Genomic DNA, 15,082 nt, shown 5'->3' with positions numbered 1-15,082 from the left:
CCTGAACAAAGAGGTACGATGATGGTTGCAATCCGAGTGATCCGCGAAGCCGGTGCAGATGCCTCGGTTGCGTTGCCGTCCTATGAGACGAGCGGAGCGGCTGGGGCGGATGTGCGTGCAAACCTGCCGGATGGTGTCTCAATCACTCTGGAGCCGGGACAGCGTGCACTGATCCCGACGGGGCTACGGATCGAGATTCCCGAGGGGTTTGAAGTACAGGTCAGGCCGCGTTCCGGGCTTGCGCTGAAGCACGGTATCACGCTGCCAAACACGCCGGGTACCATCGACAGCGACTATCGCGGGCCACTGGGTGTGATCCTGATGAACACGGGGCAAGAGAGTTTCGAAGTTGCGCATGGCAAACGCATTGCGCAACTGGTCGTTGCTCCGGTGGTTCAGGCAGATTTCCAGTTTGCAGAAGTACTCAGCGAAACCGAACGCGGATCAGGCGGGTTCGGGTCCACCGGGCACGGCTGATGCTGCTGGTTCTGCTGCTTGCCGCTGGGCTTTGGGGCGTAGGTTATATCGCAGGCGTTTCCCGCAGCGCGCGTATGGCTTCAGTGGGCGTTCTTCTGTTAGGTGTTATCCTAGCGCAGCTGGTTCTGCCGGATGGTAACCCACTGCGCGAGGCGACAGGCGGATCTGCTGCGATGTGGCTGATGCTGGCGGGATGCATCGGGTTGGTTCTGGGCTATAGCAAGATCATCAAGGTCCTACGTAGCCGGGTCACATCCGCGTCCGAACAAGACCCTCAGGTGCGCACGGATCGGTTTTCGGAAACAGAACTCGATCGCTATGCCCGCCACATCGTATTGCGCGAGTTGGGCGGACCGGGTCAGAAGAAGATGAAACAGGCGCGCGTGCTAGTGATTGGCGCAGGTGGTCTGGGTGCGCCGGCCCTGCAATATCTGGCCGCTGCGGGCGTGGGGACCATCGGGGTGATCGACGACGATGTCGTCGAGAACGCCAATCTGCAACGGCAGGTCATTCACTGCGATTCCGATATCGGAATGCCCAAGGTTTTTTCCGCTCAACAGGCAATGGAAGCGCAGAACCCGAACGTGACGGTACTGCCATACAACCGCCGCCTGACTGCAGAAATCGCGGCCGATCTGTTCGCTGATTTCGATCTGATCCTCGACGGAACGGACAACTTCGATACCCGCTATCTGGCCAACAAAACGGCTGTTGAACTGGGCAAACCGCTGATTTCTGGCGCCCTATCGCAATGGGAAGGGCAATTGAGCGTCTTTGATCCCGCAACCGCAGGTCCTTGCTACCAGTGTATTTTCCCCGAAGCGCCTGCCGCCGGGCTCGCCCCGTCCTGCGCCGAGGCTGGAGTGATCGGGCCGCTGCCCGGCGTGGTCGGGTCGATGATGGCGGTTGAGGCGATCAAGGTGATCACAGGTGCCGGTGCCTTCCTGCGCGGTGAGATGCTGATCTATGACGCGCTCTATGGCGAAAGCCGCAAAATCACCCTGTCGAAACGCGCCGATTGCCCGATTTGCGGACAGGTTGGGACTTAGTTTCGACGTCAAAATTCACTCCCCCTCTGGACCATTGCTGACCCTCTACATAGCTTGAGGGGCAAAGGAGACCTGCATGACCAACCCGATCCTGTCCGACTGGACCACGCCCTTTGAGATCGCCCCGTTCAGCGCGATTTCAGATGGGGATTTCGCACCTGCGTTGGACGAAGCGATGGCCGCGCACAACGCACAAATCGACGCGATTGCCGGAAACCCGGACGTGCCTACCTTTGCCAACACAATCGAAGAGCTTGAAGCGGCGGGTGAGCAGTTGGACAAGGTCCTGTCGGTGTTTTTTACAGTGGCGGGCGCTGACAGCAACCCGAAACGCGAAGAATTGCAGCGGGAGTTTTCACCGAAGCTCTCGGCGCATTTCTCGGGCATTTCATCAAACAAGGATTTGTTCCACCGGGTGGCCGATCTTTGGCAGCGGCGCGATGATCTGAACCTGAGCGATGAACAGGCGCGCGTTCTGATGCTGACCCATCGCGGCTTTGTCCGCGCCGGTGCTGCGCTGGAGGGTGAGGCCGATTCCCGGATGCAAGAGATCAAGTCTCGCCTCGCATCGTTGGGCACTTCTTTCACCCAGAATCTGCTGGCGGATGAGCGTGACTGGTTCATGGAACTGGCCGAGGATGATCTGGACGGTCTGCCCGATTTCGTGATCGCTGCGGCGCGCGCTGCGGGTGAGGAAAAGGGTGCGAACGGGCCGGTTGTGACCCTGTCCCGCTCATTGATTGTGCCGTTTCTGCAATTCTCATCCCGCCGCGACCTGCGGGAAATAGCCTATCGCGCTTGGGCTGCGCGAGGGGCGAATGGGAACGAGACCGACAACCGCGAGATTGCAGCCGAAATCCTGACCCTGCGGGAAGAACGCGCCAAGCTGCTGGGCTATGACAGCTTTGCGGATTTCAAACTGGAAACCGAGATGGCCCGCTCGCCCGACCGCGTGCGCGATCTGTTGATGCAGGTCTGGGAACCCGCCAAAACCCGCGCAGATGCGGATGCTGAGATTCTGGCCGGTATGATGCAAGACGATGGCGTGAACGGCCCGCTGGAGGCCTGGGACTGGCGCTACTATGCCGAGAAGCGCCGCAAGGCCGAGCATGATCTGGATGAGGCGGCGCTGAAACCGTACCTGCAACTCGACCGGATGATCGAGGCGTCGTTTGCTTGCGCCAACCGTCTGTTCGGGCTGGAGTTCGCGCCGCTCGACGTGCCCCTCTATCACCCCGATTGCCGGGCGTGGGAGGTAACACGCAACGGGCGACATGTGGCGGTTTTCATTGGTGATTACTTCGCTCGAGGCTCGAAACGGTCCGGCGCGTGGTGCAGCGCCATGCGCGCGCAGGCGAAGTTCCCCGAAGAACAAGCGCCCGTCGTGATCAACGTGTGCAACTTCGCCAAGGGTAATCCCGCACTGCTATCTTATGACGATGCGCGAACTCTATTCCACGAGTTCGGTCATGCGCTGCATCAGATGCTGTCGAATGTGACCTATGAAAGCATCTCGGGCACGTCCGTCGCGCGGGATTTCGTCGAACTGCCCAGCCAGCTTTATGAACACTGGCTGGAAGTGCCCGAGGTTCTGGCGGAATACGCCACCCATGCTGAGACGGGTGAGCCGATGCCTCAGGCGATGTTGGAGAAGGTGCTGAAGGCAGCCAATTTCGATCAAGGGTTCCAGACGGTCGAATATGTGGCCTCGGCCTTGGTTGATCTGGCGTTTCACGAAGGCGCAGCCCCGGCGGATCCGATGGCCAAGCAGGCAGAGGTTCTGGCCGAAATCGGCATGCCAAAGGCCATCGGGATGCGCCACGCCACCCCACATTTTGCCCATGTCTTTGCGGGCGACGGGTACAGCGCGGGCTACTACAGCTACATGTGGTCCGAGGTCATGGATGCCGACGCCTTCGCCGCATTCGAAGAGGCCGGAGGGGCCTTTGACCCCGAACGCGCCAAGGCGCTGGAAGAGAATATCCTCTCCACCGGCGGCTCGCGCGAGGCCGAGGATCTGTATCTGGCCTTCCGGGGCCGCCTGCCGGGTGTCGAGGCTTTGCTGAAAGGGCGCGGGTTGATCGTAGCCTGACCTGTCCGGGCCGTCAGTATCCCAACTGGCGGTCCACCAGATGCACCAAGGGTTTACCGGTCTCGCCGCGACGGATGTTCTCGCAGATCACCTGTGCCGCGGTAACGGGCCGGGTCTCGGATGCGATATGCGGGGTGACGGTGACGTTTGGATGCGCCCAATAGGGATGTTCGGGTGGCAGTGGCTCGATGCGGAACACGTCCAGCGTCGCGTGTCCGACTTGCCCGGTGTTCAGCGCCTCCAGCAGGGCGTCGTCATCGATCAAAGGGCCGCGTCCCGGATTGATGATCTTTGCCCCAGTCGGCATTAGTGCCAAAGTCACGGCATTCAGGGTATTCTCAGTCGCGGGCGTGTCCGGCAACAGCAGTATGACGATCTCGGATTGCGATAAGGCGGTTCGCAAACCTTCTGTTCCATACAGACAGGTTACGCCTTGAATGTCTTTCTCGGTACGGCTCCACCCCAAAACGTGAAAGTTGAGCGCGGCTAACGCCTGCGCTGCTGCTTGACCCAACTCTCCCAACCCCAGCACGCAGACCGTGCGCTCGGTCGCAAGGGGGGGCGCTATTGGGGTCCACACGCCATCCTGTTCGCTGATATGGGTGTCCATGCCCAGATGATACCGCAAGGTGTGGCCAACGACCCATTCAGTCATGCCCTGAGTCAATCCGTGATCCACCATACGGGCCAATGGAACGGTCAGGGTTTCGTTGTCGGCGATGCTTTCGACCCCGGCCCAAAGGCTCAGGACGGCTTTCAGCCGAGAATAGGGTTTGAAGTCCAGCAGGCCGTCATTTGGCGCGTAGACGACATAGTCCACCTGATCGGGTTCGATATCTGTGGCCAGATACACGTCCAATCCGGCTTCGGCCAGACCCTGAGACAAAAGCGGCTCATAGACCGGCCACAATTCAGGGCGCGCAGAGAACAGGACGTTGACGGTCATGAGGGGCCTTTCAGATTAGCGGGGGCGGTGGATATGCGCGCTTTGGACAATACCGAAAGCGGCCATCAGTACCAGCATGGCTGATCCTCCATAACTGACCATTGGCAGCGGTACGCCCACAACCGGGGCCAGTCCCATCACCATCGACATGTTGACTGCGAAGAACAGGAAGAAGTTCAGCGCAATCCCCAGCACCACTAGGGACGAGAACCGATCTTTGGTCGAGAGCGCAGTGACCATGCAAAAAATCAGGATCAGCGCATAGAGCACCAACAGGGTGATCCCGCCGACAAAGCCGAACTCTTCAGCCAGTGTGGTGAAGATGAAATCGGTATGCTTCTCGGGCAGGAAATTCAGGCGCGACTGGGTGCCTTGCATGAATCCCCGACCGTTCCATCCGCCCGAACCCAAAGCGATTTTTGATTGGGTGATGTGATAGCCCGCGCCTAAAGGGTCGGTGGAGGGATCCAGAAACGTATCAATGCGGCGGAACTGATAGTCTTTCAGCAACTGCCACTCGGTCCCCCGACTGTTGAACACGGTCGCAATCAGGCCAACGACCGCCGCGATCACAGCGGCGAAGTAGGCCCAGTGCACACCAGCCAGAAACATCAATCCACCACCGGCGGCCAATAGAAGGATCGAGGTTCCAAGGTCCGGTTGCCGCAAAACCATGAAAGTCGGGATCAGGATCAGGATCACCGGTAGGATCACCCAAAGCGGGCGCGAGGTTTTGTGCGACGGCAGCCAGTCATAGTAGGCCGCCAGCAGCATGACCAGTGTGACTTTCATGACCTCTGAGGGTTGCAGCCGCATGAACCCCAGATCGATCCAGCGTTGCGCACCCATGCCAACCGTGCCGAACAACTCAACAAAAACCAGCAGCGCAACAGCACCCAGATAGGCCAGCACTGACATGTTGCGCCAGAACCAGATCGGCACAAGTGCGACGATGAACATGACCGTGAGGCCCAGACCAAACCGCTCCATCTGAGGTTCGGCCCAAGGCAGCCATGATCCGCCAGCGACGGAATACAGCATCAGGAAGCCGGCACTGGCCGTGCTGATCAACAACAGCGTCAGGGGCCAGTTCATGTATAGAAACTTGCGAAGCCCCGATGGCGTGGATTTGACGTTGTACTCAAGATAGCTCATGCGCGGTCCTTTTCGTCAGGACGCGCTTTGGGGCGACGATCGCCTTCAAGCCTCTTTTGCTGTTCCTTGATGCGGTCGCGGTCGGCAACCGGATACGCCTCAAGCGGCGGGGTGCCTTTGTAGAGCGCCTGCAGCATGATGTCCCGCGCGACCGGGGCTGCGGCTTTTGATCCGCCGCCACCGTGTTCGACCACCACGGCAATCGCGTATTTGGGATTGTCATAGGGTGCAAAGCTGACGAACAGGGCGTGATCGCGCCGTTCCCAGGGCAGGTCTTCGTTGCGGATCACCCCAGCGGCCCGTTCGGCCTTGGTGATGTTACGGACCTGGCTGGTGCCGGTCTTGCCCGCCATACGGAAATCTTCGGCGATAATCCGACTGCGATAGGCCGTCCCGCGTCGGTCGTTCGACACCGACCACATTGCCTCGCGAATGTAGCGCAGGTTGGTGGGGCTGATCGGTAGCGCTTCACCCGCGCCCGAGGGCTGTTCGACCCCGTTGATCGACCGCACCAGCCGGGGCGCAACGGCGCGTCCAGTGGCGATCCGTGCAGTCATCACGGCCAGTTGCATCGGTGAGGCGAGCATGAAGCCTTGCCCGATGGACGCATTGGCCGTATCACCGATCAGCCATTCCTCGCCATGGACCCGCTGTTTCCATGCCTGATTGGGCGCCAGTCCGGCGCGCACGGCGGACATGGGGATGTCATGCTTGATTCCCAGGCCAAGGATGTTGGACATCTCAGAGATTTTGTCGATGCCGACCTTGATCGCCACGTCGTAGTAATACACGTCGCAGCTGCGTTTCAGAGATGTATTCAAGTCCACCATTCCATGACCGCCGCGTTTCCAGCAGTGGAAGCGGCGGCTGCCGACTTTCAGATGGCCGGGGCAATAGACCGTATTTCCGGGGCCTACGACACCAGCTTCTAGTGCGGCCAGTGCGGTGACCATTTTGAAAGTCGACCCAGGCGGATAAGTGCCCTGAACTGTCTTGTTAGCCAGCGGGCGATACTTGTCCTGTGTCAGGAACTGATAATCTGCGACCGAGATACCGCGCACGAACAGATTGGGGTCGAAGCTGGGGGCAGAGGCCATGGCGCGCAGATCGCCGGTTTCACAGTCAATCACAACAGCGGCGGCGCTTTCCCCGGCCAGCCGGGCCTGTGCGTATTGTTGCAGGTCTGCGTCGACGGACAATTGCAGGTCGGCACCCGGCTGACCCTCCTGCCGATCCAACTCGCGCATGACACGGCCCGTCGCGTTGACCTCAACCCGTTTGGACCCAGCCCGACCACGCAGCGAGATCTCCTGTTTTGCCTCCAATCCGACCTTGCCGATCTGGAACCGGGGGATGCGCAGCACCGGTTCGGGGTCTTCGATCTGGCTGAGGTCATAGTCACTGACCGGGCCAACATAACCGACGATATGGGCGAAATCCTCGTATCTGGGATATTGCCGGGTCGAGCCCACCTCGGGTGTCACGCCAGGAAGGGCAGGTGCGTTCACCGCGACCTTCGAGATGTCCTCCCACGTCACCTGATCCGCCAGAGTAACTGGCAAGAACGGAGCCGAGCGGCGTATCTCAGTCTTGGCGCGCTCGATCTCGTCCTCGGTCAATGGGATCAAGTTGGATAGTTTGGCGATCACCTTGTCCAGATCACCTGCGTCTTCGGGAACGATAACGATGCGATATGATGGCGTGTTTTGCCCGATGATCTGACCGTTGCGGTCATAGATTCGGCCACGTGTCGGTGGGATCAGGCGGAGGTTGATGCGGTTTTCTTCAGCCAAAAGCCGGTACTGATCGGCCTGTTCGACTTGCATGAACCGCATTCGCGCGGCCAGCCCGCCGACGAAGGCGGCCTGCAACCCGCTCAAAATCAAGGCTCGGCGTGGGAGGCGTTTATAGGCGAGGCCTTGCGCCTTGGGATTGCGTTGCTTCATGCCCGCGCCCCCGCAACACTTGCATCCGCTGCTGATACCCTGCGTACGCCGAACACGGATTGGCTGAGAAGGACGATCACAGGATAGGCTGCTATCGTCACGATCAACTGGAACAAAACGGACCCGAAGGCTGCTTGGTCGATCGACACGATCGCCAAGATAATACGATTGCCGAGAAAGACTGCGGCAGTGACCACGCTAACGGATATCCATTCACCGACGAACCCAGCATCTCGCATGCTCGACGCGGCCCCGTGCAGATAGGCGGCGCCAAGCACGACCAAAGCCGCCAGCAACCCTGGAGGTCGTTGCAACAACAGATCGGCCATCAGCATCGCAGCGGCAATCAACAAGGTTGGAACATATTCCGGGCGGCGCAGCACCCAGGCAAAGGTCAGCGCGATTATCATGTCGGGAAAAGGCCAGCGATCCGGCTGTGCGTTCAGTGGCAGCAGGTGCAGGAAAAGAACAAGAAACGCTATCAGGACATAAAGCCCGCGCATGGCCCAGTTGTAAGAGGCGGGTCTATCCATCGCCGGCTTCCCCGGATGTTAGGGCCGCTTCGGGCTGTGTTGGCCCGACAACAGTGCCGGGATCCCGAATGGTCGGGGCTGCGTTGAAGCGTAGAACGCGAAGAAACTCCAACCGTTCGAAATCGGCGGACAGGCGCACGCGCAAGCGGCCCCCCGGGTCCTCCGCGATTTGCCCGATCAGTAGTCCGGCCGGGAAAACGCCTCCGTCCCCCGACGTAGTCACTCGGTCCCCGGGTCGCACAAGTTCCCGGTTTTCCAGAAACTCGACGGCAGGAGCGGGGGTGTTGTCACCCGCAATCAAGGCTGTTTGCCCAGAAGGCTGGATGGTCGCCGGTATCGCGCTGGACGCATCGGTCAGCAAAATGACCCGCGCAGTATCAGGCCCCACGCCCGAGATGCGGCCCACCAGCCCAATCCCGTCCATCGAGGCCCAGCCATCAACGATTCCGTCCCGGGCGCCCACGTTCAAAAGAACCGATTGCCGAAACGGAGAGCCGCTGTCGGCCATGACAACGCCGGTTATGTAAGTCAGGCGCGGATCAAGACGCACATTGTTCAGATCCAAAAGGCGCGCGTTTTCCTGCTCCAATTGCAGCGCGGCCTCTTTCCACGCCCGCATCAGGCGCAATTCGCTGCGCAGCTCTTGATTTTGTTCGCTGAGGCTTTGGTAGCTTTGAAAGTCACGAACAAGATTGACCGTTGCCGTGACCGGGACCATCGCCCATTCCATTGATGGGACAACAGCGTCCACCACCTGTGCGCGGAACCGTTCGACCCTTGGGCTGTCAATGCGCCAGACAATGAAAATGCCCAGCAGGCACAGTACGACAATCCCCAGCAACAGTCGGCGCAGCGGGGCCGTGTAGTCATCGCGCTGTGATCGGTCTTTTGCCACAGGTTACCTTCCCGTGCTGCTCGTGCCGAATTCACCCAATGCTCAAAGGGTGCGCGCCTTAGCTTTCGTAGTCAATCGCGTGGCGCAGCTGTTTTTCGTATTCTAGCGCTTTGCCGGTGCCCAAAGCCACACAATTCAGGCTTTCATCGGCGATCGACACCGCCAGACCGGTCTGTTCGCGCAGTGCCAGATCAAGATCGCCCAACAAAGCACCCCCACCCGTCAGCATTACGCCCCGGTCCACAATGTCCGCTGCCAGATCGGGCGGCGTGGTTTCCAAGGCGGTCATCACGGCCTCACAGATGGCCTGCACAGGTTCTGACAGCGCTTCTGCAACCTGAGCCTGGCTGATCTCGATTTCCTTGGGAACGCCGTTCAACAGGTCGCGACCGCGGATATGCATCGACTGGCCGCGGCCATCGTCGGGCATGCGCGCGGTGCCGATTGTGGTCTTGATCCGTTCAGCTGTGGATTCACCCACCAACAGGTTTTGCTGGCGGCGCAGGTACGAGATGATGGCCTCATCCATGCGGTCTCCGCCCACGCGGACCGAACGGGCGTATACGATGTCACCTAGCGATAGAACAGCGACCTCGGTGGTACCGCCACCGATATCTACGACCATGTTTCCGGTCGGATCTGTGATCGGCATCCCAGCACCAATCGCCGCCGCAATCGGCTCGGCAATCAGACCGGCGCGGCGCGCACCGGCAGACAGAACCGACTGACGGATCGCACGTTTTTCAACCGGAGTCGCGCCATGGGGGACGCAGACGATGATCTTGGGTTTAGAGAATGTCGAGCGTTTGTGCACTTTGCGAATGAAGTGCTTGATCATTTCTTCAGCGGTGTCGAAATCGGCGATCACACCTTCGCGCATCGGGCGGATGGCCTCGATCGAACCGGGGGTCCGGCCCAGCATCAGCTTGGCGTCTTCGCCAACGGCCAGAACCTTTTTGACCCCGTCCTTGACGTGGTAGGCAACAACGGAGGGCTCAGACAGGATCACACCGCGACCCTTGACATAAACCAGCGTGTTCGCTGTCCCAAGGTCGATGGCCATGTCCGAAGTGAACAGGCCGCCCAGATTGCCTAAGATCCCCATGTTTCCCCTGATCCTGTATGTCAGTTTTTCTACTGCCCGCGACTCGACGGTTCCGGGACGGATGACTTATAGGGTGCCAACTCGCCCGGTAAAAGGGCTGATTCCGCGACAATCAGCACCTTTTCGCCTCATTGATAGGGACTTTAGAAGGCAAAATGCTCTCATATCAACATATTTACCACGCTGGAAATCTGGCTGATGTACAAAAGCACGCTTTGTTGGCGTGGGTGCTGCAATATCTGACCCGCAAGGACAAGCCGATCAGCTATATCGAAACGCATTCCGGGCGCGGTCTGTACAAGTTGGACGCGGAAGAAGCGGTTCGAACCGGCGAAGCAGCAGCCGGGATCGAGCGTGCTCGGCGTGAGGCATGGTTCGGGGCTGATCATCCGATGACCCAGGTGCTGCAGACGACACAGGCGCGACATGGTGCGCCGGCCTATCCCGGGTCACCCTTGATCGCGGCGCAACTGCTGAGGGATCAGGACGCGCTGCATTTCGCAGAGATGCACCCGCAGGAGTTTGCGGCCCTGTCTTTGACAGTGTCATCTTATGGGGCGAAGACCTATCAGCAGGATGGATTTGAACTGGCGCAATCCCTGCTGCCGCCGACCCCGCGGCGTGGGCTGATGCTGATTGATCCCAGCTACGAGGTGAAAGCCGACTATGCACGCCTGCCGGGGCTCATCACTAAATTCCATCGCAAATGGAATGTGGGTGTAATCGCCTTGTGGTACCCGATCCTGACCGATGGGCGCCACGCTTCCATGATCGAGGCGCTAAGGTCGCAAAACTACCCGAAGACCGTGTTTCACGAAGTGAGATTTCCACCCGCACGCGAGGGGCACCGGATGGTCGGTTCAGGGATGTTCATCCTGAACGCACCGTTTGGGATTGAGCGAGAGATGGCTCGCCTTTCACATCGGTTCGCGTCTCTTTAGACGCAAGGGTGGTGCGCTGCGAAGCGCTTTGTTGCGACGATTGCCTCAAACGGTGTTACACCCTGCACGGTGCAATGCGTCAGCTTGGTTCGATCTGCCTCATGCCATTCGCATAAACCTGTTTCCATTTGATGATCGAGTAAGACTTTCTGAGACCTGTCGACCAAAATGGATCTTCGTGAACGAGTTGATCTACATCACTCTCTGAGCCCGCCTCAATGATCCACAAACCATCGCGCCCTTGCTCGTTTGTATCTGACAAAGGGCCGGCTGCTTCGATCTTGTCGGAGTTCCACTCAAGAAAATCCAGATGCTTTGACATATGTGTTTTGCGTATGTTGGGGTCGGCATTTGGTGCATCTTCGAAAAGGATAATGAATTTCATTTTGAACCTCCACTGAGTTGCGTGCCCAAATAGACTGCCACATCAAAATCGAAAGTTGAGCCAGTAAAAATGACAGCTTAACCTGCAAAAATGCAGGATCATGATTGGAACGATCTCAAGTATCTTCTGGCCCTTCGCCGCGAAGGAAAGCTTGCACGCGCAGGACGCGCGCTCGGTGTCAGCGAAACGACGGTTGCCCGCAGGATCAAGGCTCTGGAGCAGGCGCTAGAAACCAATTTGTTCTTGCGCAGTGCCAACGGACAATACGAGCCGACAGATGCGGCGCTGCAAATCCTGACTCATGCTGAATCCATCGAGGCAGAGAATGTTACAATCGGAGAAATGTCAGGTGATTGCGCGCGTAAGGTCTCGGGTAGCGTCCGCATCAGTTCGGTGCCGTTTGTCGTGAACCATTTTTTGGTGCCTGGCATGGCAGCCTTGGCACGTTTGCACCCGTGCCTGACCGTTGAGTTGGTTCCAACTTCTGACAATTTGGATCTGTCCAAGCGCGAGGCCGATCTTGCGGTGCGCTTCGCGCGCCCGCATGCCGGAGGATTGCGAACCAAAGCGCAAAAGCTGGGCGAGTTATCATTCGCAGCCTACGCAGCAAGCTCACTCTCATCGACCCGAGATAGTGATCTGGGTTGGATCACCTATGACGACGCACATTTGAATTTACCGCAAGCACGTTGGCTCGAAAACGCTGCGAAGCCCTCCAATTTGCGTGCCAATCTGAAAATCGCGGATATCGAGACCGGGATGCAAGCTGTTGCGGCGGGGATTGGGAAAACGTTGCTTCCAAGTGCGATTGTCTCTAACGATCCGCGATTTCGAGAAGTAGAACTGGATGGTGGCGCTAGACCCCCAACTCGGGAAATCTGGTTGCTGTCACATGTCGATCAGACTTCAAGACTATCAATCAACGCGGCTAAAGACTGGCTTGGCAATTTAGACTGGGTTTGACGAGCGACGCACGAGGCGTCGCTCATTCGTTTCGTAGCAGCTGGGCCCCGCGGGTGCGGGAGCTCCATGTTTGGAAGACTTTGCTCAGGTCAGGTCTTTGTAGCTGATCTCGCGCGCATCTGCGCCGGGGCCGGCCTTTTCCCGGCGTACGATCAAACGGTTCAAGGCGTGGATATAGGCCTTGGCTGAGGCCACGACCGTATCGGTATCCGCTGATTGGCCTGTTGCGATCATGCCATCTTCTTCCAGGCGTACCGAAACCGTCGCCTGCGCGTCCGTCCCTTCGGTCACTGCGTGTACTTGATAGAGTTGCAGGCGCGCGGTGTTCGGGTGGATCGCGCGGATGGCCTTGAACGCGGCATCAACCGGGCCGTCGCCATGCTCGGTTGCGATGATGTCCTTGCCATCCATTTCCAACTCGACCGTTGCTTCGGCTTGCCCGCCCGTGCCGCAGGTGACTTTCATCGACACCAGTTGCAGATGGTCATCCGCCTCATCCAGAGTCATCAGGGCAATCAGGTCATCGTCGAACACCTCTTTCTTGCGGTCGGCCAGATCTTTGAACCGCACAAAGATGTCGCGCAATTGGTTGTCGCCAACCTCGAAGCCCAGCGTTTCCAGCTTGTCGCGCAGCGCGGCGCGGCCCGAGTGCTTGCCCAATGGCAGAGAGGTGCCCGACAGACCGATATCCTCAGGGCGCATGATTTCGAAATTTTCGCGGTTTTTGAGCATCCCGTCCTGATGGATGCCGCTTTCATGCGCAAAGGCGTTCTTGCCGACGATGGCTTTGTTGAACTGTACGTTGAAGCCGGACACCGTCGCCACACGACGCGAGATATGCATGATCTTGGTAGTGTCGATGCCGGTGTGCCAGGGCATGATGTCATTGCGGGTGCGCAGGGCCATCACGACCTCTTCCAAGGCTGTATTGCCAGCGCGTTCGCCCAGACCGTTTATGGTGCACTCGATTTGACGCGCGCCACCGGCGACAGCGGCCAGAGAGTTCGCGGTCGCCATGCCAAGGTCGTTGTGGCAATGGGTGGCAAAAACTACCTCATCCGCGCCCGGTACTGTCTCGATCAGGCGTTTGATCAGGTCAGCGCTTTCGACCGGAGCGGTATAGCCCACAGTATCGGGGATGTTAATTGTCGTTGCCCCGGCCTTGATGGCTATCTCGATCACGCGGCACAAGTAATCCCATTCGGTCCGGGTGGCATCCATCGGCGACCACTGGACGTTTTCGCACAGATTGCGCGCGTGGCTGACCGTTTCGTGGATCTTATCCGCCATTTCATCCATGGTCAGATTTGGAATGGCGCGGTGCAGCGGCGAGGTGCCGATAAAGGTGTGAATGCGGTTCTGTTCGGCGTGTTTCACCGCCTCCCAACAGCGGTCGATATCGGCGAAATTGGCACGGGCCAGGCCGCAGATGCGGCTGTTGTTCGACCTTTGGGCAATCTCGGACACCGCTTTGAAATCGCCTTCGGAAGCGATTGGGAAACCGGCTTCGATGATGTCGACGCCCATCTCGTCCAGCAGTTCAGCAATTTCCAGCTTTTCATCATGGGTCATGGTTGCGCCGGGGCTCTGCTCGCCGTCGCGCAAAGTGGTATCGAAGATCAAGACGCGGTCTTGGTCGGTCACGTTGGTCATGGGATTCTCTTTCTTCTTCTGTCCTAAAGCCTATGGCGCGCTGGCGTCCTCCTCTGAGCGGGCGCGCCGGATGGCACGCTCAGAGGCGGATTAGGATCAGTAGGCCACGCAGCGACGCACCGCGAAGGGTGGTGTCGGCAACAAGGATATCTGCGTGGTTGATCATGGGATGAGGTTATACAGAGCATGCGGCGAATGAAAAGAACCAAAATTAGGATGGGGGCGATTTGATCGTTTTATTGACCTCAGGGGCCAGACCGCTAGGTCGCCCAATATGAAAACGGCTTTGATCATTGGCGCATCAGGTGGCATCGGCAGTGCGCTGAGACATCAGCTTACCTCGCAGCAGGTGGCGGTGACAGGATTGTCGCGTTCAGGTGATGGGTTCGATCTGACTGAACCCGAGGCAGCCTTAAAAACACTCGATGCTTTTCAATATCCGTTCGATTTGGTTCTGGTCGCGTCCGGAGCTTTAGAAATCAACGGCGCGCAGCCTGAAAAGACCATGCGCGCGGTGACAGCGCGGGCCATGATGGATCAGTTCGCCTTGAACGCGGTTGGACCGGCATTGGTTTTGAGCCGGGCGCATAAGCTACTGACTCGAAACAGGCCGTCAGTGATTGCGGTGCTTTCGGCGCGAGTTGGTTCGATCGGGGATAATCGCATGGGCGGTTGGGTCAGCTATCGCGCGTCTAAGGCGGCGGTTAATCAGGTGGTTCACACAGCCTCAATTGAACTGGCCCGTACGCATAAACAAGCGATCTGCGTCGCGCTGCATCCCGGCACGGTCAAAACGGCGTTCACACAGAAATATCTTGGCCGCCATCCCGCTGTTGAGCCGGATATAGCTGCCAAAAACCTTCTGAGCGTGATTGACGGGCTGACGCCCGAAGACACGGGCGGGTTCTTCGACTGGTCAGGAGCGCGCGTACCGTGGTAGGG

14 protein-coding genes are annotated in these 15,082 nt (G+C 58.7%); 6 read left to right on the top strand and 8 right to left on the bottom strand.

Annotated features, from left to right (window positions below; genetic code table 11):
- The first annotated feature begins 21 nt into the window (after positions 1-21).
- The 3 genes from dut (at position 22) to ACR0DH_RS09610 (ending at position 3,618) form a co-directional block, all read left to right on the top strand.
- Positions 22-477, top strand: a complete 456-nt coding sequence (gene dut / locus ACR0DH_RS09620; protein WP_480548932.1) for a dUTP diphosphatase — start codon at positions 22-24, stop codon at positions 475-477.
- Positions 477-1,526 carry a HesA/MoeB/ThiF family protein gene (locus ACR0DH_RS09615; RefSeq protein ID WP_480548613.1) on the top strand — a complete coding sequence of 350 codons (1,050 nt, stop codon included), beginning with the start codon at positions 477-479 and terminating at the stop codon, positions 1,524-1,526. The genes dut and ACR0DH_RS09615 overlap by 1 nt, the downstream gene beginning before the upstream one ends.
- 76 nt (positions 1,527-1,602) lie before the next feature.
- On the top strand, positions 1,603-3,618 hold the full coding sequence (locus ACR0DH_RS09610; protein ID WP_480548615.1) for a M3 family metallopeptidase: 2,016 nt from the start codon (positions 1,603-1,605) through the stop codon (positions 3,616-3,618).
- 13 nt (positions 3,619-3,631) lie between these two features.
- Here ACR0DH_RS09610 and ACR0DH_RS09605 read toward each other — a convergent pair whose 3' ends face one another.
- Genes ACR0DH_RS09605 through ACR0DH_RS09580 form a run of 6 tightly spaced genes read right to left on the bottom strand, consistent with a single transcriptional unit; the run spans position 3,632 to position 10,198 of the window.
- Positions 3,632-4,564 carry a 2-hydroxyacid dehydrogenase gene (locus ACR0DH_RS09605; protein WP_480548617.1) on the bottom strand — a complete coding sequence of 311 codons (933 nt, stop codon included), beginning with the start codon at positions 4,562-4,564 and terminating at the stop codon, positions 3,632-3,634.
- Between the two features lie 15 nt (positions 4,565-4,579).
- Positions 4,580-5,719: a rod shape-determining protein RodA gene (rodA, locus tag ACR0DH_RS09600; RefSeq protein ID WP_480548619.1), complete on the bottom strand. Its 1,140-nt coding sequence runs from the start codon at positions 5,717-5,719 to the stop codon at positions 4,580-4,582.
- The gene (gene mrdA, locus ACR0DH_RS09595; RefSeq protein ID WP_480548621.1) at positions 5,716-7,665 is read right to left on the bottom strand and encodes a penicillin-binding protein 2; all 1,950 of its coding nucleotides are present in this window, start codon (positions 7,663-7,665) and stop codon (positions 5,716-5,718) included. Before mrdA ends, rodA begins: the two co-directional genes overlap by 4 nt.
- On the bottom strand, positions 7,662-8,198 hold the full coding sequence (locus ACR0DH_RS09590) for a rod shape-determining protein MreD (RefSeq protein ID WP_480544315.1): 537 nt from the start codon (positions 8,196-8,198) through the stop codon (positions 7,662-7,664). Before ACR0DH_RS09590 ends, mrdA begins: the two co-directional genes overlap by 4 nt.
- Positions 8,191-9,093: a rod shape-determining protein MreC gene (gene mreC / locus ACR0DH_RS09585; protein WP_480548623.1), complete on the bottom strand. Its 903-nt coding sequence runs from the start codon at positions 9,091-9,093 to the stop codon at positions 8,191-8,193. Before mreC ends, ACR0DH_RS09590 begins: the two co-directional genes overlap by 8 nt.
- Positions 9,094-9,151: 58 nt before the next feature.
- Positions 9,152-10,198: a rod shape-determining protein gene (locus ACR0DH_RS09580; protein ID WP_170535929.1), complete on the bottom strand. Its 1,047-nt coding sequence runs from the start codon at positions 10,196-10,198 to the stop codon at positions 9,152-9,154.
- Positions 10,199-10,353: 155 nt separating this feature from the next.
- Between ACR0DH_RS09580 and ACR0DH_RS09575 the strand changes: the two genes are divergently transcribed.
- Positions 10,354-11,139 carry a 23S rRNA (adenine(2030)-N(6))-methyltransferase RlmJ gene (locus ACR0DH_RS09575; protein ID WP_480544313.1) on the top strand — a complete coding sequence of 262 codons (786 nt, stop codon included), beginning with the start codon at positions 10,354-10,356 and terminating at the stop codon, positions 11,137-11,139.
- Positions 11,140-11,218: 79 nt separating this feature from the next.
- Here the strand turns inward: ACR0DH_RS09575 and ACR0DH_RS09570 are convergent, their stop codons facing one another.
- On the bottom strand, positions 11,219-11,524 hold the full coding sequence (locus ACR0DH_RS09570; RefSeq protein WP_480544312.1) for a YciI family protein: 306 nt from the start codon (positions 11,522-11,524) through the stop codon (positions 11,219-11,221).
- A 90-nt stretch (positions 11,525-11,614) separates the two neighbouring features.
- Here ACR0DH_RS09570 and ACR0DH_RS09565 point away from each other — a divergent pair, with 90 nt between their 5' ends.
- Complete coding sequence (locus ACR0DH_RS09565) at positions 11,615-12,487, top strand: LysR family transcriptional regulator (RefSeq protein ID WP_480548625.1); 873 nt, start codon at positions 11,615-11,617, stop codon at positions 12,485-12,487.
- Positions 12,488-12,571: 84 nt separating this feature from the next.
- On the opposite strand, the gene ACR0DH_RS09560 is transcribed toward ACR0DH_RS09565, so the two are convergent.
- Positions 12,572-14,140, bottom strand: a complete 1,569-nt coding sequence (locus tag ACR0DH_RS09560) for a 2-isopropylmalate synthase (RefSeq protein WP_480548627.1) — start codon at positions 14,138-14,140, stop codon at positions 12,572-12,574.
- Positions 14,141-14,414: 274 nt separating this feature from the next.
- On the opposite strand from ACR0DH_RS09560, the gene ACR0DH_RS09555 reads away from it, so the two are divergent.
- The gene (locus tag ACR0DH_RS09555; protein ID WP_480548629.1) at positions 14,415-15,080 is read left to right on the top strand and encodes an SDR family NAD(P)-dependent oxidoreductase; all 666 of its coding nucleotides are present in this window, start codon (positions 14,415-14,417) and stop codon (positions 15,078-15,080) included.
- Positions 15,081-15,082 lie beyond the last annotated feature (2 nt).

The sequence above is a fragment of the Ruegeria sp. I1 genome, assembly GCF_056532675.1.
Note: the sequence above shows the minus strand (reverse complement) of the source record. Positions and strands in the feature narration are given on the sequence as shown.